The organism is Pantoea sp. S18, from assembly GCF_045689705.1.
GTDB lineage: Bacteria > Pseudomonadota > Gammaproteobacteria > Enterobacterales > Enterobacteriaceae > Pantoea > Pantoea symbiotica.
Map to the genome: position 1 here is coordinate 408235 of NZ_CP142689.1, position 22329 is coordinate 430563.

General features: G+C 55.8%; 17 protein-coding genes. 3 read left to right on the forward strand and 14 right to left on the reverse strand.

The window, feature by feature from the left end:
- Positions 1–68 precede the first annotated feature (68 nt).
- Positions 69–5354, reverse strand: a complete 5286-nt coding sequence (locus VIJ98_RS21740) for an Ig-like domain-containing protein (RefSeq protein WP_323271451.1) — start codon at positions 5352–5354, stop codon at positions 69–71.
- Positions 5355–5586: 232 nt separating this feature from the next.
- Here VIJ98_RS21740 and VIJ98_RS21745 point away from each other — a divergent pair, with 232 nt between their 5' ends.
- Positions 5587–6804, forward strand: a complete 1218-nt coding sequence (locus VIJ98_RS21745) for an aromatic amino acid transporter (RefSeq protein WP_323271452.1) — start codon at positions 5587–5589, stop codon at positions 6802–6804.
- Positions 6805–6872: 68 nt separating this feature from the next.
- On the opposite strand, the gene VIJ98_RS21750 is transcribed toward VIJ98_RS21745, so the two are convergent.
- The 10 genes from VIJ98_RS21750 to VIJ98_RS21795 form a co-directional block, all read right to left on the reverse strand.
- Positions 6873–7976, reverse strand: coding sequence for an NADH:flavin oxidoreductase/NADH oxidase (locus VIJ98_RS21750; protein WP_323271453.1), 1104 nt, complete (start codon positions 7974–7976; stop codon positions 6873–6875).
- Positions 7977–8073: 97 nt separating this feature from the next.
- On the reverse strand, positions 8074–9354 hold the full coding sequence (locus VIJ98_RS21755; RefSeq protein WP_323271454.1) for a HipA domain-containing protein: 1281 nt from the start codon (positions 9352–9354) through the stop codon (positions 8074–8076).
- 9 nt (positions 9355–9363) lie between these two features.
- A complete protein-coding gene (locus VIJ98_RS21760) occupies positions 9364–9813 on the reverse strand; it encodes a helix-turn-helix domain-containing protein (RefSeq protein ID WP_036648844.1) in 450 nt (149 codons plus the stop codon).
- 153 nt (positions 9814–9966) lie between these two features.
- Positions 9967–11352 (reverse strand): amidohydrolase, encoded by a 1386-nt coding sequence (locus VIJ98_RS21765; RefSeq protein ID WP_323271455.1) that lies wholly within the window; start codon positions 11350–11352, stop codon positions 9967–9969.
- Entirely contained in the window at positions 11349–12122 is a 774-nt protein-coding gene (locus VIJ98_RS21770; protein WP_154157132.1) for a cysteine hydrolase family protein, read from the reverse strand. Before VIJ98_RS21770 ends, VIJ98_RS21765 begins: the two co-directional genes overlap by 4 nt.
- A gap of 1 nt (position 12123) precedes the next feature.
- Positions 12124–12546 (reverse strand): cupin domain-containing protein, encoded by a 423-nt coding sequence (locus tag VIJ98_RS21775; protein ID WP_154157131.1) that lies wholly within the window; start codon positions 12544–12546, stop codon positions 12124–12126.
- Between the two features lie 3 nt (positions 12547–12549).
- Positions 12550–13488 (reverse strand): ABC transporter permease, encoded by a 939-nt coding sequence (locus tag VIJ98_RS21780; RefSeq protein ID WP_323271456.1) that lies wholly within the window; start codon positions 13486–13488, stop codon positions 12550–12552.
- A complete protein-coding gene (locus VIJ98_RS21785) occupies positions 13485–14600 on the reverse strand; it encodes an ABC transporter permease (RefSeq protein ID WP_323271457.1) in 1116 nt (371 codons plus the stop codon). Before VIJ98_RS21785 ends, VIJ98_RS21780 begins: the two co-directional genes overlap by 4 nt.
- Positions 14584–16137, reverse strand: a complete 1554-nt coding sequence (locus tag VIJ98_RS21790) for an ABC transporter ATP-binding protein (protein ID WP_323271458.1) — start codon at positions 16135–16137, stop codon at positions 14584–14586. The genes VIJ98_RS21785 and VIJ98_RS21790 overlap by 17 nt, the downstream gene beginning before the upstream one ends.
- A gap of 5 nt (positions 16138–16142) precedes the next feature.
- On the reverse strand, positions 16143–17153 hold the full coding sequence (locus tag VIJ98_RS21795) for a BMP family protein (RefSeq protein ID WP_154157127.1): 1011 nt from the start codon (positions 17151–17153) through the stop codon (positions 16143–16145).
- Between the two features lie 105 nt (positions 17154–17258).
- Here VIJ98_RS21795 and VIJ98_RS21800 point away from each other — a divergent pair, with 105 nt between their 5' ends.
- Positions 17259–18158: a LysR family transcriptional regulator gene (locus VIJ98_RS21800; protein ID WP_008106231.1), complete on the forward strand. Its 900-nt coding sequence runs from the start codon at positions 17259–17261 to the stop codon at positions 18156–18158.
- Positions 18159–18330: 172 nt separating this feature from the next.
- On the opposite strand, the gene VIJ98_RS21805 is transcribed toward VIJ98_RS21800, so the two are convergent.
- Both VIJ98_RS21805 and VIJ98_RS21810 read right to left on the reverse strand, forming a co-directional pair.
- The gene (locus VIJ98_RS21805) at positions 18331–19146 is read right to left on the reverse strand and encodes a creatininase family protein (RefSeq protein WP_323271459.1); all 816 of its coding nucleotides are present in this window, start codon (positions 19144–19146) and stop codon (positions 18331–18333) included.
- A 132-nt stretch (positions 19147–19278) separates the two neighbouring features.
- Positions 19279–20202, reverse strand: a complete 924-nt coding sequence (locus VIJ98_RS21810) for a substrate-binding domain-containing protein (protein ID WP_258145844.1) — start codon at positions 20200–20202, stop codon at positions 19279–19281.
- Positions 20203–20512: 310 nt separating this feature from the next.
- Here VIJ98_RS21810 and VIJ98_RS21815 point away from each other — a divergent pair, with 310 nt between their 5' ends.
- Positions 20513–21514, forward strand: coding sequence for a LacI family DNA-binding transcriptional regulator (locus tag VIJ98_RS21815; protein WP_258145845.1), 1002 nt, complete (start codon positions 20513–20515; stop codon positions 21512–21514).
- A 9-nt stretch (positions 21515–21523) separates the two neighbouring features.
- On the opposite strand, the gene VIJ98_RS21820 is transcribed toward VIJ98_RS21815, so the two are convergent.
- A complete protein-coding gene (locus tag VIJ98_RS21820) occupies positions 21524–22294 on the reverse strand; it encodes a DeoR/GlpR family DNA-binding transcription regulator (protein ID WP_323271460.1) in 771 nt (256 codons plus the stop codon).
- Positions 22295–22329 lie beyond the last annotated feature (35 nt).

Here is a 22329-nt window from a genome sequence, read left to right on the forward strand (position 1 = left end):
GATCAAAAAAAAGGAGCCCTTATTGGCTCCTTTTATTACTCATTATTTTGAAATGACACTAGTTAAGTTCATTTAACACATGCATAAGTTTCTGGCTTGGCGAGAAAAATTCCATGGAAGCCATTGATGGAACTAATATCGGCAGAGTAGTCCCATTCACCAGCCAATCCATAAGTTATGTTGGCAAATTCACCTGCGACAGCCATTGAAGCAAAGTCTCCGCCAGTTGGACCAAAATCAGCTACATCTGCTCTTGTAAGCAGGCGTCCACCACCATGCAAATTGCAGTACTTAGCAGCCGTAGCTTCATCTTTGGTTGGATAATCACTTTTCATGGTCCAGTAGAGTTTTCCATTGGTAGACAAAAGTGCACGTATGCCCACCCCAACTGTTTTTTGGTTACCCGCTATAGCGGTGCTGGCAGTGATTGTTAAGGTTTCATTAGACGTGCCTGTGAGAGAGACGCCAGATTGCTCGGATATCGCCTGGCCATTTACACCGGTCATTGATGAAGGCGTTATGCTTCCTCTGGTTGTTGTCCACGTCACTGGGTAATTAATCAGAAGATTATCATTGGCATCAGAGACAGTGGCGGTCAGAGTGGCTGTTTCAGTACCCGTGCCGGTAATCTTTGTTCTGTCTGAAACCACGACGTCCACTTTCGCCGTTGTCACATCTGCAATAAACGTAACCGCATCTGCATCTCTCGTTACGGTGCGAACCATGGCTGTTACCGTCGCCAGCTCCGCTTTGGTATTACGCAGCTCAATTACAGCGTAACCATCTCTATTTGTCACAGACATTGCGCCGCTTAACGTGCCCTTTGAGGTACTCCAGCTTACGCTGTGATTTGCCAACGGGTTGCCGTTTGCATCCTTCACCAGTGCGGTATAGGTCGCCTTATCGGTGTTGTTGGCCACAACCGTGGTTTTGTCGACGTTGAGATCACCGCTGCCAATGTTAGCTGTGCTGCCGTCGGCGATGAAGGTGACGGGCGAGGCTGAGGCTGCGCTGCCGCTGCCCGGCTTGGCGTTAACGATGGCGTTACCTGCCTGCGTTGACGTTAACGTGATGGTTGCTTTTCCGTCCGTGCCGGTGGTGCTGGTTGGCGCTCCCAGGTTACCTAAATCTGTACCCCAACTTATCGCCAGGCCGGATACCAGGTTGCCGCTGGCGTCTTTAACCGTCGCTGTATAAGTCACAGCTTCTGTACCATTGGCCAGCGCGGAGGTTTTGTCGGCGATCAGGTCGCCGCTTCCGATCTGCGCACTGCTGCTATCAGCGGTAACCGTTACCTGCGGCGCGTTAACCGCAGCGTTGCCGTTGACCGATGCCGTAACCTGCGCGATGCCCGCCAGGGTACCGGTTAGGCGAACAGTCGTTTCCCCCTTATTGTTGGTGCTAGTGCTGGCTGCGTTGAGGTTGCCGCGATCGCTGCCCCAGCTAACGGAATGATTCGCTACCGGGTTTCCTTTTGCATCTTTTACGACGGCAGTAAAGGTTGCTGCGTCTACGTTGTTTCCGACAATTACTGTTTTATCCACCGTCAAATCACCACTGCCAATCTGTGCACTTGCTGCATCTGCGATGAAGCTAACGAGCGGGGCATTAACCGCCGGTTGGCCGGTGAGGCCGGCGCTGACCTGCGCCTGCTCAGCCTGTAACGAGGTAAGAATGACAATGGCTCGGCCGTTAACGTCTGTGACGCTTGAAGCCGCACTCAGGTCGCCCAGGGTGGTCTGCCAGTTCACCGTCTGGCCCGCCAGCGGGTTGCCGTTGGCGTCTTTCACGATAGCGGTGTAGGTAATGCCGTCGCTGCCGTCAGCGACAGCGCTGTTTTTGTTGGCCGTCAAATCACTCTGCCCGATAGCGCCGCTTGTCGCGTCGGCGATGAAGCTGACCAGCGGCGCATTAACTGCCGGTTTGCCGGTAAGGCTGGCGCTGACCTGCGCCTGTGCCGCCTGCAGCGAGGTGAGGTTGATGGTGGCCTGGCCGTTAGCGTCGGTAATGCTCGAGGTCGCACTCAGATCGCCCAGGGTGGTCTGCCAGTTCACCGTCTGTCCCGCCAGCGGGTTGCCGTTGGCGTCTTTCACGTTAGCTTTGTAGGTGATGCCGTCGCTGCCGTCAGCGATGGCGCTGTTTTTGTTGACTGTCAGATCATTCTGCGCGATAGCGCCGCTTGTCGCGTCGGCGATGAAGCTGACCTGCGGCGCGTTAACTGCCGGTTTGCCGGTAAGTCTGGCGCTGACCTGCGCCTGCGAAGCCTGCAGCGAGGTGAGGATGATGGTGGCCTGGCCGTTAGCGTCGGTAACGCTTGCGGCCGCGCTAAGGTTGCCCAGGGTGGTCTGCCAGTTCACCGTCTGGCCCGTCAGCGGGTTGCCGTTGGCGTCTTTCACGATAGCTTTGTAGGTGATGCCGTCGCTGCCGTCAGCGATGGCGCTGTTTTTGTTGACTGTGAGATCATTCTGACCGATGCCGCCACTTGCTGCGTCGGCGGTAAAGCTAACCAGTGGTGCGTTAACCGGTGGTTTGCCTGTAAGGCTGGCGCTGACCTGCGCCTGCGCTGCCTGCAGCGAGGTGAGGATGATAGTGGCCTGGCCGTTAGCGTCGGTAACGCTTGCGGCCGCGCTCAGGTTGCCCAGGGTGGTCTGCCAGTTCACCGTCTGGCCCGTCAACGGGTTGCCGTTGGCGTCCTTCACGATAGCTTTGTAGGTGATACCGTCGCTGCCGTTAGCGGTGGCGCTGATTTTATTAACAGTAAGTTCATGTTGGCTGATACTGCCGCTCGCTGCGTCGGCGGTGAAGCTAACTAGCGGGGCGTTAAGCGCCGGTTGGCCGGTGAGTCCGACGCTGACCTGTGCCTGCGCCGCCTGCAATGAGGTCAGATGGATAGTGGCCTGGCCGCTCGCATCGGTGACGCTTGAGGCAGCGCTCAGGTTGCCCAGTGTGGTCTGCCAGTTCACCGTCTGATCCTTCAGAGGATTACCGTTAGCGTCCTTCACGAGAACGGTGTAGGTGATGCCGTCGCTGCCGTCGGCGACGGCGCTGTTTTTGCTAACCGTCAGATCGTTCTGACCAATACCGCCGCTCGCTGCATCGGCGGTGAACCCTACCAGTGGCGCGTTAACAGATGTGCCGCCTTCCAGCGCCGCTGCGGTCTGCACGTTCTCTGCCACGGTGTTTGACAGCGTAATGGTGGCTTTGCCGTCTGAGCCAGTCACGCTGGATGCGCCGTTCAGGCTTCCGCCATCTGCGGACCAATTGACGCGCACGTCGGGTAACGGGTTGCCGTTAGCGTCCTTAACCATCGCGCTGTAAGTGATTTTATCTCTGCCGTTTGCTACCGCGCTGCTGCGGTCCACCGTCAGGTCACTCTCAGCCAGTGCGGCCGTGCTCCTGTCAGCAATAAAGGTTGCGTTCACTTTCGCGCTGCCGCCGGTGGCGGTGGTGGCGGTAATCGTCACGGTTTCCGCCACCATATTGATGAAATTCACGCTGGCGTTGCCGTTAGCGTCGCTCACGGAAGTCAGGCTACTGCCCGCAGCCACCTGCGCGGCACCACTCAGGGTGAAGGTGACCGCCACGCCCGCGACGGGATTACCGGTCGCATCGGTGACGCGCGCCTGCACGCTGTTGCTTGCGCTGGCATTCGCCATTGCGCCGTCGGCAACCAGCTTCAGGTCGCCGTCCCTGATGATCGCCGAGGCAACGTCGCTGATTTGATTAACGGTCACCGCTGACAGCGCCAGCGCGCCCAGCGCTGGTGATATTACCGCCAGCATCGGACGAGTACCGGCAGTCAGCGTTAAGGTGTAAACCCCATTATCCTGCTCCTGAACTTCGCCGAGCGAGGCAGGTTTTGCTATGGCAGTTTTGGTTTTAACTTTCGAAACCGGCGCGTTTGCCAGCTCTTCCTTCAGCGCCGCGCTGATGTCCGCAGCGAGCCCGGTAACCGGTGCGCCGGTTTCATCGTTGAGCGTAATGCTGATAACCGAGGTGGCCGCGCCGTCGGCGATGAGAATTTCGGGGGAGGCCGTAACGGTGCTGTTCTCAGCGCTGACCGCAGGGCGGGTGACCGTTACGGTGGTGGTAGCCACTTTAGAGGGGTTGTTGCGACCGTCGTACGCCACGCCGCTTAGCGGCCAACTGTTAATCGCACCGGCGGTGTAAGCCGGCAGTACCAACTGGTATTTTCCGCCGCCAAGATCCTGCATCTTACCGCCCGCTGCGCTGATTGCCGCATCGTTCCAGACGATTTTCGCCAGGCCGTACTTGCTGGTTAGCTGGTAGTTGACCGGCACGGTTTTGCCGCTTATGCCAATAATTTCCTTCGGCAGAGAGAGGTCAATCAGCTGCCGTTTTTGATAGTCGAGCACGATATTATTGTTACGCTCGACCAGGTCCATGCCGCTGCCCGCGAGGGTACGCTTCAGGTTGACGGCGGAGGCGTCTAAGTGGCTCGCCAGCGACTGCCCCAGCTGATAGGTCATTTGCAGGCCAAAGCGGGTGTCGTTCTGGCTGCCGCCACGTTTGTGATCGGCGGTGAAGGAAATCAGCGGGACCGGCGTGTAGCTTAGGCCGGCGGTGACGGCGCCAGGGTTCTTCTGGCGCTTGTCAGTGCCGAACAGCGCCACCTCGTTACCGTAATATTTTTCATACATCAGGCGACCGCCGATGGCGGCATAAGCAGGCAGCCAGGCTTCGGCGCGCAAGTCAAAGCCATTTGCCGGACGCGCATCGTAATCCTCAACGTCGCGCGAGTCGCGCCAATTGCTCAGGCGATAATAACCGTTGCCGGAGAGCTTGAGATAGTCACGCCAGGCCTCAATACCGCTGCCGATACGCTTGTGGCCGCGGCTGATGTTCTGGTCATAGAAGGCGTTATAGCCCAGCATCCAGTCGCTGGTGAAGTGACGCTGGCCGAAACCAATGTTGCCGGTGAATTGGCCGTCGACGTTACGCAGGCCGCTCTGGGTGAACAGCAGGCGATCATGGTTTTTATACAGTGGCAGCAGGAGATCGACAGCGCCTGAGCGGGGCGTAAAACGGTTATCAGCACCGAGTTCTACGCGGGCGGTGCCGACATTGCTCAGCCATTGCTGCATGGCCTGCGACGCCATGCCAGAGGCGTGCTGCGAGGCATAAGCGCTCAGGCTGCCGGACTGCACGGCCTGCCCGAACGCGCTGGCGTGCTGTGCAGACCCGTTAAGCAAGCGTTCGTCGGAGGTTGATGCCGTGGCTGCGCCAACGGTGACGGCATAAAAAGGTGTAAGGGCCATCGCGGCCTGTACGGCGACTTGCAGATAAACGACTCTGCGCGCCCAGGCGGGTTGAGTATGTATTATTTTTTTCATCAGAAGAGTCCGTAAGAAGTTAGAGAAAATGACAGGAAATTCTTACGTCGAAGGGTAAGGAAGGGCGGAAAGAAAAACGTCAGGCTAGGTCTTGCATTGCGGAGGCAAAAAAGTTTTCGCGAAGTTAAAATTGATGAATGTCTTTGTAGACGTCTCTGCCAGCTTAAACTCTCATCTCAGCGTTTTCCCGTGTATCATCGCCGCCTTTAAGATGTTTTGTAGGGAATAAGTGATGACGGAGATGACATTGTCCCGCCGCCAGCCTTCCATATGGTGGGGCGCGATGATTATTTGCGGCACCGTGGTGGGCGCAGGGATGTTTACGCTGCCGGTGGTGATGGCAGGCGCGTGGTTTGGCTGGGCGATGGTGTTACTGCTGATCAGCTGGGGCGGCATGTTGTTGTCCGGCTTGTTGTTTATGCGCGTCAGCCTCAAGTATCCGCCTGGCGCGGGTTACGACACCTTAACCAAAGATTTGCTCGGAAGGGGCTGGGCGGCGCTCAATGGTCTTAGCATCTTATTTGTCCTCGGCATTCTCACTTACGCCTACATTTCGGCCAGCGGCCCGGTGTATCAGCACTCCATCAGTCAGTTGGGATTACCGATCTCTACCGCAGAAGCCAAAATATTGCTGACGCTGTGCGTTGCTTTGGTGGTGTGGCTCGGCACTACTGGCGTCAGCCGTTTGATGACCTTCTGCGTGCTGGCGAAAATCCTGCTACTGTTCGTGCTGTTTGGCGGCTTACTAACGCAGGTAAACGTGCCGTCGTTACTGAGCGCGCCCGCTGCAGGCGAACAGTACTGGCCTTATGCACTCGGCGTGCTGCCGTTTTGTCTCGCGTCGTTTGGTTATCACGGCAACATCACCGGTCTGGTGAGTTATTACGAAGGTAATAAGCAGAACATTACGCGCGCTTTGGTATTGGGTACCTTGCTGTCGCTGGCGCTGTATCTGTTTTGGTTGACCAGCACCATGGGCAATCTTCCGCGCGACGCGTTTCCCGAGATTGTGAAGCAGGGCGGTGATATCGCGGCACTGATGTCGGCGCTGCGTGATCATCTGCACGTAAATGCGCTGGCGCTGATGATGTCGATCTTCTCGCATTTCGCGGTGATCGCTTCGTTCCTCGGCGTTACCGCTGGTCTGTTTGATTTCATCGCCGATCGTCTGGGATTAGGGAATTCACCGGGCGCGCGTCTGAAAACCGCCAGCCTGACTTTCCTGCCGCCGTTACTCGCCTCGATTTGCTGGCCGAATGGTTTTGTCGCGGCGATTGGTTTTGCTGGACTGTTCGCGACTTTATGGGCGGTGATCATCCCGGCCATGCTGGCGTGTAAATCTCAGCAACGCTGTTCAGTGGCGGTGGGTTTACTGTTTGTGTTTGGCGCGATGAATATACTGGCCTGGCTGCTGAGTTGGTTTGGGGTGTTGCCGGAATTTGGTGGGTGATGTTGGTCGCCATAAATGGCGACCCTACGTTCAACCGGTGCGCATTGATGCGCACCGGGTCAAAACCATTACTCTTTATTGGAAATCAGTGTGCCTTTCAGGCCGTGAGGCTCGGAACGCAGATACTGCGGTGGTGCTTTGGCCTGCGCACCCAATTCAGCGGCGGCATGCCACGGCCAGCGTGGGTCGTAAAGCACCGCGCGCGCCAGCGCGATCAAATCAGCATCACCTTCCTGCAAGGCTTGTTCTGCCTGCTTCGGCTCCGTAATCAAGCCAACGCCAATCACCGGAATCTTCACCTGTTTGCGGATGTCGCGGGCAAAAGGCAGCTGATAGCCGGGACCAACGGTAATTTTCTGCTGCGGTGACAGGCCGCCGCTGGAAACGTGCACGTAATCGCTGCCCGCCGCTTCGAGCTGTTGGCTGAAGACAATCGACTGCTCAACATCCCAGCCACCTTCAACCCAATCCGTTGCCGAGAGGCGCACGCCAACCGCCACCGAATCCGGCAGGGCGCGGCGCACCGCATGGAACACTTCCAGCGGTAAACGCAGACGATTCTCCAGCGAACCGCCGTATTCATCCTCACGCTGGTTACTCAGCGGCGACAGGAACTGGTGCAGCAAATAGCCGTGTGCGGCATGTAGTTCAATTAACTGAATACCGAGTTTGGCGGCACGCTGCGCGCTGTCAACAAAGGCTTTTTTCAGGCGCTCAAGGTCCTGTTTCGTCAGCGCCACCGGCGCGCGATCTTCAGAATTAAAGGCTTGCGTGGAAGGCGCAACGGTTTGCCAGCCGCCTTGTTCCAGTGACAGCTGATTACCACCGAGCCACGGTGCGGCGCAGGACGCTTTACGTCCGGCGTGACCGAGTTGAATACCAAATGGAATGTCAGAATATTGACGGATATCGTGCAGAACGCTGGCCAGCGCCGCTTCCGTTGCATCGTCCCACAAGCCTAAATCACCGGGAGAAATACGTCCGTCCGCTTCAACGGCCGTCGCCTCGATGATCAGCAAACCGGCGCCGGAAAGTGCCAGTTGCCCGAGATGAATGCGGTGCCAGGCGCTGGCTTTGCCACTCTCAGCGGAGTATTGGCACATCGGCGCGATCACGATGCGATTATCGAGCGTTAACTTACCCAGTTGCGTCGCACTAAACAGTAAACTCATTGAAACCTCATCATCAGTGGCTGAATGGCTTTAAGCTTAGGGCCAAAAGCGCATTTTGCAGAGGGCTATGAGTTTGAATGTTGTAGCAAAAAGTAAGTTAAGCGGAATGTGCCGCCGCTAGTCGAAATGCATCAGACATTTTTTCCTGCTCACGCAGTGATAAACCTAAATGTCTGGCGACAACGCGCCACTGCGCTACGATACTGCTGAAGTTTGCAATAATGGTTTCGGCTTCAGATACATTCAGCCGGAAGTAGGGCGCAACTTCACGTGCCAAATCGAGATCAAGTGCGTTGTCAGCTGTTGTGACATTTAACTTCAGACCATCAGCGTAGGGGACTGGATTGAGATCGTAGGCTGCAGATAAACGCCAGCCTTTGCCAGGAACCAGAATAAATCCATGATTGCGCAGATGATCATCGGTGTTAGAAACCAGCATATTAAAAACAATGCGCGACCACAGCTCACGTAAATCGGCATTGGTTTGGGAACCATGACGAATCAATACTTCTGCCAGTTCGAGATAACTCACACCGGTGGACGCATCTTCGCCATCAATGTGGCCTGTCATGGTCATCGCCGAGGCAAAGTGCAGACGCTTGCCTTCGGGCGTGCGATCGAAGCGGCGCACCATGAAACAGTGATAATCGCTGGCAAATTTTTTCGCCATCGCAGCAGCTACGTTGAGTTCACAAGCCGTGGCGAGAGCATTAACCACCATTTCCCATCCACCCACATCATATTCATCGCGGATGCTGGGAAATTTGGCTATAAATAGCTGACCCTGCTCATCAACCACACTTGCTTTGGGTCGAGCGCCACCCAGAGAACCGCCAGGCGCGATCAACATCCTCAGCCATTCATGTCCCTGAACCGCACGATTATCCGGATCGCTTTCCAGGGCGCGGCTCGCACGTTCGAGTGCGGCGATTTCGGTAAATGGCGGAGCCGCTGTTTCCAGTCTGTTATCGAGAAATTCCCCCTGATCCTCCAGTCGGTAACGCAAAGCACCAACGCGGTACAGGTCATGAACGCCCAGCAAAAAATCGGATTCAAACATGCGCGTACCGGCAGGCAATAATCCTCCACGGATATCGCGTTCCAGACGTCGTTCCATCAACAAGCGTCCCCATCGGTCAGGGCTGGAATCGCCAAACACACCAAATCCAGCACGATTGTTGGTGGGATATTGTGGCCCTTCGAATAGGTGGATGCCGGGATCCAACTGGATCAACAGCAAATCAGGATCGGTTAGCGCTTGCGGATCATACTGAAATTCAAAAGCTTCACGCGCCCGGCTGCGGCGAACATGCAGAAACCCAAGACGTTTTGGTTGTTTGAGTCCGTTCCAGTCGGCGTAGACGCTAATCATGGTCATTGTCGTGTCCTATTTTTTCTTCCCTGAAATCAACAGTGAGGCGAGACCCGCAGAGGTGACAGTCTGAGCATTTTTTTGCTCAATTCCGCGCTCATTAGCCTCTGCAACTTGTGGGCTGTTCTCATCCTCATGAACCTTATACGCTGATTTAGCCGCTAACAATTTAGTCGTCGAGGTGAGACGTGCATCCTGCAGTTGGCGACCCAACGTATCCTCAGCTGCCAGCAGATTAAGATCCTGTTCGAGTCCTAACACCTGCATCACAGCCAGATAGGCTCCGATTGTGACTCCAGCGCTTCCCGCTTCGAGCGAGCGCAACGTCATGGGTGTCATTCCTGCGCGTTCAGCTACCTGTTTAGCCGTAAGTTTTCTTCTTTTACGCGCGAGTTTTAATCGCTCGCCAAAAGCGGCCAGGATTTCGCCTGTTTGAGGAAGAAGTAGAGAAGTTCGCTGTGCCATTGTGTCACTATTTTATCTCTTTAGGGGCTTAATGGATAAAATATTAGCACTTTATGGATCTGCATTCCATTTTTAGTTATTAAAATAAAAGCGAGAAAATGCTAATAAATCATCATTTATGTATCATAAAGGATAAAATATTAGCACTTCAACTCAAAACACCGCCGATCGCCAGCCGCGCGTTTTATCATTGCCGGTGCGTACCGCCAGCGAATGCGCTGCACGTTGCGAACGTGCCATCACCTCTTTTTGATTGAGCTGGGTAAACTCGCCGGCGCGCAGCAGATAAACGCCATCGACAAACACATCGCTGACTTCATGGCCGAGCGCCGAGTAGACCAGCGATGAAACCGGATGATGGATCGGCGTCATCGCCGGATGCGAAGTATCAACAATTACCACATCGGCGCGTTTGCCGACTTCCAGCGAACCCACCAGATGGTCGAGGCCAATGGCGCGCGCACCGTCGATGGTGGCCATCTCCAGCACTTTTTCCGCCGTCATAATAGTGGGATCGCGGTGCACGCCTTTTTGCAGCAGCGCCGCCACTTTCATCGCCTGGAAAAGATTGTGATTGTTGCTGCTGGCTGGGCCATCTGAGCCTAAACCCACGGTTAAGCCGGCGGCCAGCATCTCCGGAATCGGCGGCACGCCGGAGGCGAGATAGAGATTGCTGCAGGGATTGTGCGACACGCGTGTGTCGTGATGTTTGAGCGCGCGGATGTCCCGCGAGTTGCACTGCACGCAATGTACCGCCAGCACATCCGGGCCGAGGAAGCCTATATCGCTGAGGAATTCGGTATCGCTGGCCTGAAAACGCAGCTGCGCCTGCTCAATCTCAAAATCGGTTTCCGCCACGTGCGTGGTGATCAACACGCCGGTTTCATTCGCCAGATGGCGTGTGCCGCGCAGCACTTTCTCATCCAGCGCCCAAATCATGCTCGGTGCCAGACCGACTTTTACCCGGCCATCGACTCTGTGATAACGATTAATCACTTCACGCGCATCGGCCAGCGCCTGTTCCGGCGTTTCAATCAGTTCAGCAGGAATGCCGTGCTCAGCGCCGCTGGTGAGGAAGCCGCGACATACATGACCGCGAATGCCGCTGACTTCAAAGGCTTCGATCACTTTGGCAGTTAATCCTGGTCGTGGATGCGCATACATAAAATCGACCAGCGAGGTGACGCCCGAACGCAATGATTCCATACAGCCGTGCAGCGCGGCGGCGTAGACATCTTCTTCGGTCAACGCCACGGCGCTGGGTCCGGTCATGCAGGTGAACCACTTTTTCAGCACCATGTCATCGCCAAGGCCTTTCAGCAGCGTCTGGAACAGATGCGTATGGGTGTTCACCATGCCCGGCATGATGATGCGTTCGCGGCAGTCAATGATTTCCGCTTCCGGATAGCGCTGCTGCAACGCATCGCGGGTGCCAATGGCGCGAATGATCTTATCTTCAATTAGCAAACTGGCCTGTTCCAGAATCTCGCGCTGCGGATTCATGGTGATAATCCAGCCGTCGGCCAGCAGGTAACTCATGATTGGCACTCCAGTTGCTGCTGTAATTCGGCGGCATTGACCACAAAACCAAAGCATTGCTGCACGTTATACAGCGTGGCATCGCGGCAATAATCGGGCGAGGTGGTGGCGCTGCAATCTTCCAGCAGCAGGCAGTCGTAACCACGGAAGTTAGCGTCTTGCAGCGTACACAGCACGCATTGATCGACGTTAACGCCAGCAAACAGCAGGGTGGTGACGTTGAGATTTCGCAGGATGCTATCGAGCTCGCTGTCCTGAAAACCGGACATACGGTATTTGTTGACGCGAATGTCTTCGGCATCAGGCGTCAGTTCGTCCACCACCTCCGCCGCCCAGCTGCCGGCCTGCAATACCGGCGCGCCGGAAACCGGCAGCGGATCGCCTAATCCCACGCCATCGCCGTTAGGGTTATAGACGTGCAACAAGGCGGGACTGAGATTGAGCTTATCGGCGCGGTTGCCCCAGTTGAGCCAAATCACCGGCACTTCAGCGGCGCGTAATGTCGGCAGCAACGCTTGTAACGGCGCAATCGGTGCACGCGCGGGTGTGACATCAACGCCGATATGTCCGAGCCAGCCTTCGGGATGACAGAAGTCGTTTTGCATATCAATCACCACGATAGCCGTACGCTGCAGATCAAAAATCACTGAGCGGTCGCGCGTGGTGAGCTGCACGGTGCGCGACGCCTGTGCCGGACGTCGTGTATCAATTACGTTCGGTGAAACGCGCCACTGATTATGTCGACTGCTACCTAAAACATTCTCCGGCATATCAGGCTCCCGTTAATACGCGGATATCTTCTTCATCCAGCGTGACAGGGTCACCGCTGCGAATCAGTTCCGAGAAGCCTTCATTCGGCGTCATCACCGTTAGCGTGTAGAGTTTGCTGTTGCCGGTGTTACGAATCGCGTGATCGTTACCTGGATGCAGCAGCAACGAATCGCCTTTGCCAATCGCCAGTTCTTCGTCGTTGCAGCGAGCCACGCCTTCGCCGTGCAATACATAGAAGAACTCGTGTGCGGTGGCGTGCTCATTCGGTGGCGTAGCGCCGCCGACGTTGAAGATCTCCACCACGAAAATGTTCTCAATGCCGTCTAACGGCTTGTCGAACAAGATGGCGAAATAGTTGCTGCTATCCGGACTGATACGGAACGCCTTCACATCCGCAAGATTGTTGAAACGAAACGATTTCATACGTTATTCCTTTCGATAAGGCTGCGTTAACGCGCCAGGTTGCAATGTGCGTCCCACCACGCCGGACATCGCCAGAATGGTGAGCAAGTAAGGCAGCGCTAGCAGCACCTGCGGCGGCAGCGTGTTTTCAAACAGCTGCAGCGACAGTTGCAGGGCGTCTGCGGCACCAAAGATAAATGCAGCGACTAGCGCTTTGAGCGGGCTCCAGCGACCAAAGATGACAATCGCCAGCGCGATAAAACCTTGTCCACTGACGATGTTGTCGCGGAACAGGCCGATCTGCGCGGTGACCAGATAGCTACCCGCCAAACCGGCACCGACGCAGGAGAACAGCACGCCCCACGTACGGATCTTTAACACGTTGAGCCCGGCGGCATGCGCCGCGCGCGGGTTTTCGCCCACCGCGCGCAGCGACAGGCCAAAGCGGGTGTGAAACAGACCAAAGTGCGCCAGCACCGCCAGCAACAAAGTGAGATAGAGCGGCAGCGGCTGCTGGAACAGAATCGGGCCAATAAACGGCAGCGAAGAGAGCAGCGGCACATGCCAGGGTTCGAGCATGGGGATGGTGGGCGAGGAATCGTTGCCCATTACCAGCGCGTATATCCAGGTGGCTAATCCGGCAGCCAAAATATTGAAGACGATGCCCACCACAATCTGGCTGGCATGGGCGCGAAGGTAGAGCGCCGCCAGCACGCAGCCAACCAGCAACCCGCCAACGCCTCCGGCAATAAAGCCCAGCGCGGTTGATCCGCTCTCCACCGCCATCATGTAGCTGGAGAGCGCGCCGAGCAGAATGGTGCCTTCAATGCCGATATTCAGCACGCCAGAACGCTCGGCATAGATTTCGCCCAGCGCCGCCAGTAATACCGGACCGGCAAGGCGCACGGCGGCGACCAGCCAGCTGACGAAAAAGGCGGTATCGAGATTCATCCACAGATTCATGATTGTTCCTCCGCCAGTTGGCTGCGCGATTTACGCCCGCCGGGCAGGTTGATGCGGTAGTAGCGCAGCAGATCGCCCGCCAGAATCAGTAACACCACCAGACTTTGCAGAATCAGCACAACTGAAGTGGGCAAGCCGGTTTGGCGCTGCATCGCGCTGCCGCCGACTTCCAGCCCGCCGTAGAGAATGGCGGTCGGGATCACCAGCAGCGGATTGAGGCGCGCCAGTAAGGCCACCACCACGCCGATAAAGCCGACGCCGCCGGAAATCCCCTCCATCAGGCGATGTTGCACACCCAATACCGCGCACAATCCTGCCAGCGCCGCCAATCCACCGCCGAGTAAAACCGCACCCATTTGACGGCGATTGACATCCACGCCGCTGTAGCGCGCCGCACGCGGATTCAGTCCGGCGATTTTGATTTCGAAACCAGCGGGCGTGGCGCGCATCAGCCAGAAGACGAACAGCGTGGCAACCAGCGCGATGGCGATGCCCCAATGTGCGCGCATGCCGTTCATCACGAACGGCAACCAACTATCCACCGGCAAACGTGGCGTCTGCGGCAGATCGCCCGGCGCACGCATCGGACCGGAGACCAGATATTGCACCATGAACAGCGCAACATAGTTGGCCATCAGCGATATCAATACGTCGTTGCCGCCAAACTTCACCCGTAACGCGCCAACCCAACCGGCCCAAATCGCGCCCGCCAGGAAGGCGGTAATCAGCACCATCGGCCAATAGAGCAGCGCGGGAATCGTCCACGGAAAACCCTGCGGCGTGCCGGAAAGGGCGATCCAGCTGGCTGCCGCTGCTCCGAGCAAAAAACAACCTTCAAAGCCGATATAACCTAGCCCGGCGCGCCACACCACGATGGTTGCCAGCGCAATCAGCATCAGCGGCGTGGCTTGCACCAGACTGAGACCGAAGCTGCGTAGCGAGCCAAACGCAGCGTCAAACAGGAAGCCATAAGCGGAGAGCGGATTGCCGCCAAACGGGATAAACAACAAACCGGCAATGATGAAAGCGGCCAGAATGCCGCAGAAACTGGTCAGCATCAGCGCGCCAGTTGATTCGGCTGGCGCCAGACGTCGCTCAAGCAGCTTCTTCATGATTGCCTCCGGTTTTTTTCAGGTGCGCACCTGCCATCAGTTCGCCGAGGCGTTCTGGCGTGGCGTCGCCAGCATCCAATTCACCGGCGATCTGGCCGCTGTACATCACCGCGATGCGATCGGAGAGATTGATAATTTCCTCCAGCTCGGCGGAGATCATCAGAATGGCGCAGCCGCGATCGCGTGCCGCCATCAAACCTTGCCACACGCTCTCAATCGCGCCGACATCCAGCCCGCGCGTTGGTTGTTCAACCACCAGTAAGCAGGGATTGCTGGCGACTTCGCGGCCCAGAATCAGCTTCTGCAGATTACCGCCGGAGAGTTTTCCGGCTTCAAAATCAGCATCCGGCGTGCGTACCGCAAAGCGGGCGATGATGTCGCGCGCATGCTGGCTGATGCGCTGACGATCCAGCAGCCAGCCGCCCGCGCGGGTAAAGGTGCGCTGGCGGCCGAGCATGGCGTTATCGGTAATCGATAAATCGGTCACCGAACCGACGCCACGCCGATCTGCCGGGATAAAACTGATGCCTTTATGGCGGCGCGTAGCGGGGGAATCGTCGCTGATATCTTCGCCATTCAGCAGAATGCGACCGGCTTCAAGTTCGCGCAGGTTGAGCAACGCTTCCGCCAGCTCCGATTGGCCGTTACCTTCGACACCGGCAATGCCAAGGATTTCTCCGGCGGCAACGTTGAGCGAAACGCGCCAGATTTTTTGCTGTCCGCTGGCATCACGCACCGCAATGCTATCCACCTGCAACACGGTTTTTCCCGGCTGACACGGCGTTTTCTCCACCCGCAGCACCACATCGCGCCCCACCATACGGCGCGCCAAATCGCGTTCCGAGGTGTCTTTAATGTCCACCGAATCCACCATTTTGCCGCCGCGCATCACCGAAACGTGATGGGCAATCGCCATGATTTCATACAGTTTGTGAGTAACGATCACCACCGAACGGCCTTCCGCGCACAGCGATTTCAAAGTAGCGAACAAGCCAGCTTTCTCCTGCGGCGTCAGCACCGCCGTCGGTTCGTCGAGAATCAGCACCTGCGCATCACGATAAAGCAGCTTGAGGATCTCCACGCGCTGCTGCACGCCAATCGGCAGATGCTGCACTTTCGCCCAGGGATCGATCGCTAACCCATGTTTATCCGACAGCGCCTGCAAACGCGCCGCCGCTGCGGGCAAATTGAGCACGCCGCTGGCGCTCTCTTTCAGGCCCAGCACCACGTTTTCCACCACGCTCATTGGCTGCACCAGCATAAATTCCTGATGCACCATGCCAATGCCGCAGGCGATGGCATCGCTGGGATCGCGAAAACGCTGCGCTTTGCCATCCACCACAATGCTGCCTTCATCGGCCTGATACAGGCCGTAAAGGATTTGCATCAGCGTGCTTTTGCCTGCGCCGTTTTCACCCAGCAGCGCGTGGATTTCACCGGCTTTGATGTTGAGCGAGACGTCGTCATTCGCCACCACGCGCGCAAAGCGTTTGGTGATATTGTTTAGCGCGACGCGGATGCTTGCCGTTGCTGTCATGATAATTAAACCGTTGGCTTCAGCGCGCCGCTGTCAAGCTGCTGCCAGATCTGCTGGAAGCTCGCCCACGCGCTGGCGCTGACCAGTTTGGCATTGTAGTGCTCGCTTCCATTGACCACCGACCAGGCTTTGCCGACGGTGGGATGCCATTCGTCGCCGCCTTTGAAGGTTTTATTCGCTACCGATTCACCAACCTGTTCCACCATCCAGTCGAGGTTCTGGCGGAAGCTGCAGGCGACGTAATCGGGTGCCACATCACGTTGATCGACATAACAGCCGATGGCTTTGACTTTCGCCGCTGCCGCACCTTGCATCGCGCCGAGACCGGTGACGTCAGCTGCATGCCAAATCACATCCGCGCCGTTACCGATCATGGTGGTGGCGGCTTCACGGCCTTTAGCGGCATTGTCGTAATCGCCGGTGACTACACCCATGCCTTTAATGCCCGGACGCGTTTTCTCAGCGGCCTGAATAAAGGCGCGCATCATCGCCTGCTGTGTGGGGTTATCGCCGCCGCCGACAAAGCCAACCGCTTTGCCTTTTTCCGAGATCAGCGCCGCCAGCGCACCGGCGGCATACGCGCCTTGCAGATAGGCGAGGTTGACGTATTCCACGTTGCCCGGTGATTTCTCGCCTGGCTTGAAGGTGGAGGCGAAGAAGTAAGTATCAGGATATTCCGGCGCGATTTCGGCAAACGCCGAACCGTATTCAAAGCTGTGGCCGATGATCAGCGTGTAACCATCATCGGCGTAGCCGCGAATGGTTTGGTCCATCTGCGCCTGCGAAACGCTTTCGCTGTGCGCCACGGTGAAACCGGCTTTTTGCAGGCTCTGCAATCCGGCATACGCCAGTGAACTCCAGCCGCCATCGGCAACCGAGCCGGGCAACAGCAGGGCGATTTTTATGGTGTTATTCGCCGCCATCGCTTTGCGCGACAACATCGGGGCCAGCGCGGGTAACAACAGCGCGCCAGCCACTAACTTCGCAAACTTTCTGCGGGATACGTCTGCCATCATGTGTTCTCCTGGTGTGGTTTTGATGTATTAATCACCGGAAGAGCATTATCTTAAAAGCATCATTTTTAGCACTTACCGATGCTTTAAAGGCAACGCAGGGGGAATATGCTGCAACATCGTTTGTTTGTGTATATCGATCAGGTGGCGCGCAGCGGTTCGATTCGCAAAGCGGCGGAACGGCTGCACATCTCGGCTTCGGCGATTAACCGCCAACTGATTGCGCTGGAGGAAGAGCTGGGCACGCCGCTGTTTCAGCGTTTGCCGCGCAAAATGATTCTTACCGCCGCTGGTGAAGCGCTGATTCATCATGTGCGACAGAGCTTTAAAGAGATTGAAATTGCGCAGATGAAAATCGAGGAGCTGAAAGGGCTGCGGCGCGGTGAAGTGACGGTGGCGATGATGAGTGGATTAGCGGCGAACCTGATTCCGCGCGTGGCCTCGGAGTTTCGCCGCGCCAATCCGCGCGTGAAATTACTGCTGCAACAGCTCACCACCGGCGAGAACATCACAAACGCGGTGGCAAGCGGCGACGCCGATTTGGGGATTGGTTTTGATTTCGAGCTGCAGCCAGTGCATCGCAACATTGCCAGCGTGCCGGTGCGATTGGGTGCCGTGGTGGGAGCGGGGCATCCGCTGGCAGAGAAATCCAGCTTACGCTTGAGTGATTGCTTGCCGTATCCGGTGGTGATTGCCGACAAATCGATGGTGATTCGGCCTTACCTGAATGAAGTGTTCGCACGTGCCTCGATCAATCTGCAGCCGGTGATTGAAACCAACTCGATCGAGGTGATGCGCCAGTCGGCGATGATGGATCAAACCCTGACGTTTCTCACGCCGATTGATATTGAGTCCGACCAGCGCAGCGGGCGGTTAATCTATATTCCGGTGCGCGAACTGGCGCAGCACACGCAAACGCTGATGTTGATCGGCCACGATCGCGGCACCAGCGCGATTGGTAGCGTGTTCGCCGAAACCATTAAAGGGATGATGTCGGAATTGCGTTAATTGCCTGGTCGCCATAAATGGCAACGTTGTGGGTTTTGTAGGGAGCGCATTAACGCGCTCCTGGTCACCATAAATGGCGACCCTACTAAGGACTAGCGCGTTTTTTGTAGGGTGCGCATTAATGCGCACCTGGTCGCCATAAATGCGCACCTGGTCGCCATAAATGGCGACCCTACGAAAATGCGGTGCGTTCTGTGAGGAAATTAATGTCGAAGTTATGCACTTCACGCGCCAGCTTCAGTAGCGCCTGAGCGGCACGTTGGGTGGCAATTGCACCGCGTTCAGCATCAGCTGCTGCGGCATTGCCGGTGGTGCCCGAAAGGTGCAGATCCTGCGCCATCCAGCCAAAACCAATGCCGCCTTCCGGCGTCAAAATCCCGCCGGTTGCTTCGAGTGCCACCGAAGTGGAAACGAAATCAGCGGCGTGCTGCATCTGGACCAATTCAGGATGCAAATGCAGCATCATGCTGGTTTCCGATTCACCACCGTGAATTCCGTGATTGAGTTCATGCGCGCTGTAAAGGTCTGACGCATCAATGGTGCGGAACCAGCTGGCGCTGACGGCAAACATGCCCAGTTCGATGCGCAGTTGACGACAAACGATTTCCATCAGCTGCGGCTGTCCGCCGTGCGAGTTCCAGAGAATCAGTTTGCGAATTCCGGCGCGCCAGGCGCTTTTCGCCACCTCGAACCACACTTTGCCTAACACGTCATACGGCAGTGAAAGGGTGCCGGGATAGGCGAGATGTTCATCCGATTTACCAATCGGCAGCGCGGGCATTACCAGCAGCGGGAGATCGTCGGGCAATAATTCCACCGCTCGTAGAATAATCCCGGCGTTGATGGCGGCATCCACACGCACCGGCAGATGTGGGCCATGTTGTTCTACTGCGCCAATCGGTAGCACGGCGACGATGTTCGCCATATCCAATTCACTGAATTCCCGGGTTGAGAGATCCCACCACCAGGGCGAAGACGGCTTGAGCATGTTTACCTCCATTTTTTACTCCAACATAGCGGGTTGGCAGTGCAATGGAAGCAACAAAATTCGCGCTTTGCGTTGCTTTAAAGGCATTGGTCAGAAGAAGGTCGCCATGAATGGCGACCCTACGAAGCGGTGTTACTTCTGATTCTTACTGGTGAATTCCTGGTAATTCTCTTTGGTCACCGTTTGATATGGCACCCAGTTATAGGCTTCGGTCTTTTTACCGCTCAGCATGTCGTAAGCCACATCGACTGCACCGGTTGCCTGACCTTTCGCATCCTGGAAAATAGTCACCGCCATTTTGCCGTTCTTTATAAACTGCAAACCATCCGGCGTGCCATCAATACCGGCGACTAACACATTGCTTTTCTTTAGCTGATCGAGCGCCATAATTGCCCCGATCGCCATTTCATCGTTATTGGCGATGATGGCATTGATGTCATTACCATCCTGTAACCATGACAAGGTTTTATCGACCGCTTCATTGCGCTGCCAGTTGGCGCTCTGTTTCTGGATCACTTTCAAGCCGGGATGATCCTTCACATAGTCCTCAACCGCTTTGGTGCGCTGACGCGCTTCTTCAGTGGAAAGGGCGCCCATCAAAATCGCGATATTGCCTTTGTTATCCATCCGCTTGGCTAACGCTTCGATCTCCATCTTGCCGCTTAACGCCGAGTCGGAACCGACGTAGGCCATTTTGCCCGTTAGTTTTACTTCGGGTTTACGGTTCACGAAGATCAGCGGGATATTGGCTTTCTGCGCAGCAGCGATTACTGGCATCACGCCTTGCGTATCCACTGGGTTGATGATGATGGCATCCGCCCCCTGATTGATGAAATCATCCACCTGCTGAATTTGCAGGGACACATCACCTTTGGCATCGGCAAACTGGCTATTAAGCCCTTTGTCTTTGAGCTGCTTTTCCATCTGACTACGCAGGATGGAAACGAAATTGAGATCGAGATTAGCCAGAGCGACGCCAACCATATAGGTTTTCGCCTGGGCAGTGAACACACTAAGCAAACCGCAGATAAGCATTACTACCTTGAATAATTTCATTTTTTTATCTCTGTAGGGGAGGTTTCTATTATTTTGCATCCGGGTGCAAAATCAACGGGATTGCTGCCGCTGATTGACATCATGTTCAGACGGACAACGCGATGTGCTGTCTTCACTCTCTGGTACGCTTGAAAAATAGTCAACGCAGCAAAAATCGATTTCATCACCACGATCACAAAATCATCACGATTTGCACCCGAGTGCATAACAAAAATGCAACCGGGTGCAAAGTTTGCGAAAGTCGCCTCTTGCTAACGTGGGGAATCGCTCTATGCTCACTTTTTGCCAGGTAAATTACGGAAGGAAGCCGATGACCAGAACAGTGAAAAAGGCCACGGCCAGCGATGTGGCCATTCTCGCGGGCGTATCGAAATGGACGGTATCGCGTGCGTTTATGCCTGGTGCTTCAATCTCCGAAAAGGCGCGCGAGAAGGTGATGCGCATCGCTAAAGAGCTGGGATATCGCCCCAATTTGCTGGCGCGCAGCCTGGTGAAGAAGAAGACGCATATCATTGGCGTGGTGATCGATGAACTGAAGAATCCACACACGCTAATGATTCTCAATGAAGCCACGCAGCAACTGCAACGCCGTGGTTACATGGCGCTGATCCTCAACATCACCGATGGCGAACCGTATCGATCGGTGATGACGCAGGCGGATCAATTGCAGATCGATGGCGTTCTGTTTCTCGGCACGGTGCTATCGGCGCAGCTGATTAATCTGGTTGAGGATATGTACAACATTCCGCTGGTGCAGCTGTGTCGCAATACGCATGCGCAGGGTATTGATGTGGTGGCGATTGATGGTTATGCCGCCGGTAAACAGATCGCCGAACTTTTGCTGGCGCAGGGCGCGCAGCGTTTTGGCTTTATGCAAGGCCCGGATACACCGACTTCTCATCTGCTGCGCAAAGAGGGATTTGAAGCGACGCTTCAACAAGCGGGATTCCAGATTGATGTACTGCTCAAAGCGGGCAGTTACGATCGCGCGCGCAGCTGGCAAGCGATGAGCGATTATCTGCAACGGCCGGAAGCGCCTGCGATTGATGCGCTGTTTTGTGAAAACGATGTGCTGGCGTTAGGCGCGTTGGAAGCAATGCGCGCCGCACCGAATATGCCCAAGATTGCGGTGGTGGGATTTGATGATATCGAAGAAGCCAGCGCGCCAGGCTGCCAACTCACCACCTTTAGTCAGCGTATTGATTTGCTGATTGCCGAAGCGTTGAACCGCTTGATTGATGGCCGCGAGAGTGCGAATGAGCGTTGGCGGCAGGGTGAAATGCGTGTGCGACGTTCGCATTTGCGTAACTGAGTCCGCATTCTATACGCTAATCAGCGTGATATCCTCAGCGCGAAACGCGTTGTAAAACTCTTTGTTAAGTTTCTCTTCTACCACAAGAATATCGATGTCTTCGCAACCGGCTACCGAGAACCGGGCCACGCCGGGAATTTTATCCTCCGTCAGCCCAACGATGGTTTGATTGCTTTGCTTGATGGCGGCTTTTTTGAATTCGCAGTCGGCAAAATCAAAACCCGTCAGCCCGGATTCAGGGCTCATCGCACAGCCACCAATAAAAGCCTGATCGAAAATGATATTTCGCAGTTGCTCAATCGCCGTATGACCCACGCTGCCGCCACTCTTTTTCTGAATGTGGCCGCCGAGCATGATGACGTCTATTTTCGGGTGTTTTAACAGCGCTGCAGCGATATCGGGAGCATTGGTTGCGACGGTTAAAGAGAGTTTTTCCGGTAGCGCCAGCGCCATTGCCAGATTAGTGGTGCCCGCATCAATGAAAATGCAGGTGTCGTTTTTTACCAGGCTGGCACACTGCTGCGCGATCATGTCTTTTGCTGCGTGATTGTGCTCTTTTCGGCTTTGGAAAGAACCCGCTTCAGGTATCTGTAATACCGCACCGCCATACACTTTTTTGCACACGCCTTCTTTACTCAACTCATGCAGATCGCGCCGAATGGTGTGCTCTGAAACCTGCATCTGGGCGGCCAGATCGACGCAAACAACACGGCCCTGGTCGCGCAAAATTTGTCGTATCAGCTCTTGTCGCTGTTCTGGGAAAGCTGCATAATCGAGCATGTAAGTTCCTTAAAAAAACACAATCAATCTATAAC

Bases quoted from the DNA above. Each gene is read 5' to 3' on its own strand.
- VIJ98_RS21740 (WP_323271451.1), bottom strand. From the start codon at position 5,354: ATGAAAAAAATAATACATACTCAACCCGCCTGGGCGCGCAGAGTCGTT.
- VIJ98_RS21745 (WP_323271452.1), top strand. From the start codon at position 5,587: ATGACGGAGATGACATTGTCCCGCCGCCAGCCTTCCATATGGTGGGGC.
- VIJ98_RS21750 (WP_323271453.1), bottom strand. From the start codon at position 7,976: ATGAGTTTACTGTTTAGTGCGACGCAACTGGGTAAGTTAACGCTCGAT.
- VIJ98_RS21755 (WP_323271454.1), bottom strand. From the start codon at position 9,354: ATGACCATGATTAGCGTCTACGCCGACTGGAACGGACTCAAACAACCA.
- VIJ98_RS21760 (WP_036648844.1), bottom strand. From the start codon at position 9,813: ATGGCACAGCGAACTTCTCTACTTCTTCCTCAAACAGGCGAAATCCTG.
- VIJ98_RS21765 (WP_323271455.1), bottom strand. From the start codon at position 11,352: ATGAGTTACCTGCTGGCCGACGGCTGGATTATCACCATGAATCCGCAG.
- VIJ98_RS21770 (WP_154157132.1), bottom strand. From the start codon at position 12,122: ATGCCGGAGAATGTTTTAGGTAGCAGTCGACATAATCAGTGGCGCGTT.
- VIJ98_RS21775 (WP_154157131.1), bottom strand. From the start codon at position 12,546: ATGAAATCGTTTCGTTTCAACAATCTTGCGGATGTGAAGGCGTTCCGT.
- VIJ98_RS21780 (WP_323271456.1), bottom strand. From the start codon at position 13,488: ATGAATCTGTGGATGAATCTCGATACCGCCTTTTTCGTCAGCTGGCTG.
- VIJ98_RS21785 (WP_323271457.1), bottom strand. From the start codon at position 14,600: ATGAAGAAGCTGCTTGAGCGACGTCTGGCGCCAGCCGAATCAACTGGC.
- VIJ98_RS21790 (WP_323271458.1), bottom strand. From the start codon at position 16,137: ATGACAGCAACGGCAAGCATCCGCGTCGCGCTAAACAATATCACCAAA.
- VIJ98_RS21795 (WP_154157127.1), bottom strand. From the start codon at position 17,153: ATGATGGCAGACGTATCCCGCAGAAAGTTTGCGAAGTTAGTGGCTGGC.
- VIJ98_RS21800 (WP_008106231.1), top strand. From the start codon at position 17,259: ATGCTGCAACATCGTTTGTTTGTGTATATCGATCAGGTGGCGCGCAGC.
- VIJ98_RS21805 (WP_323271459.1), bottom strand. From the start codon at position 19,146: ATGCTCAAGCCGTCTTCGCCCTGGTGGTGGGATCTCTCAACCCGGGAA.
- VIJ98_RS21810 (WP_258145844.1), bottom strand. From the start codon at position 20,202: ATGAAATTATTCAAGGTAGTAATGCTTATCTGCGGTTTGCTTAGTGTG.
- VIJ98_RS21815 (WP_258145845.1), top strand. From the start codon at position 20,513: ATGACCAGAACAGTGAAAAAGGCCACGGCCAGCGATGTGGCCATTCTC.
- VIJ98_RS21820 (WP_323271460.1), bottom strand. From the start codon at position 22,294: ATGCTCGATTATGCAGCTTTCCCAGAACAGCGACAAGAGCTGATACGA.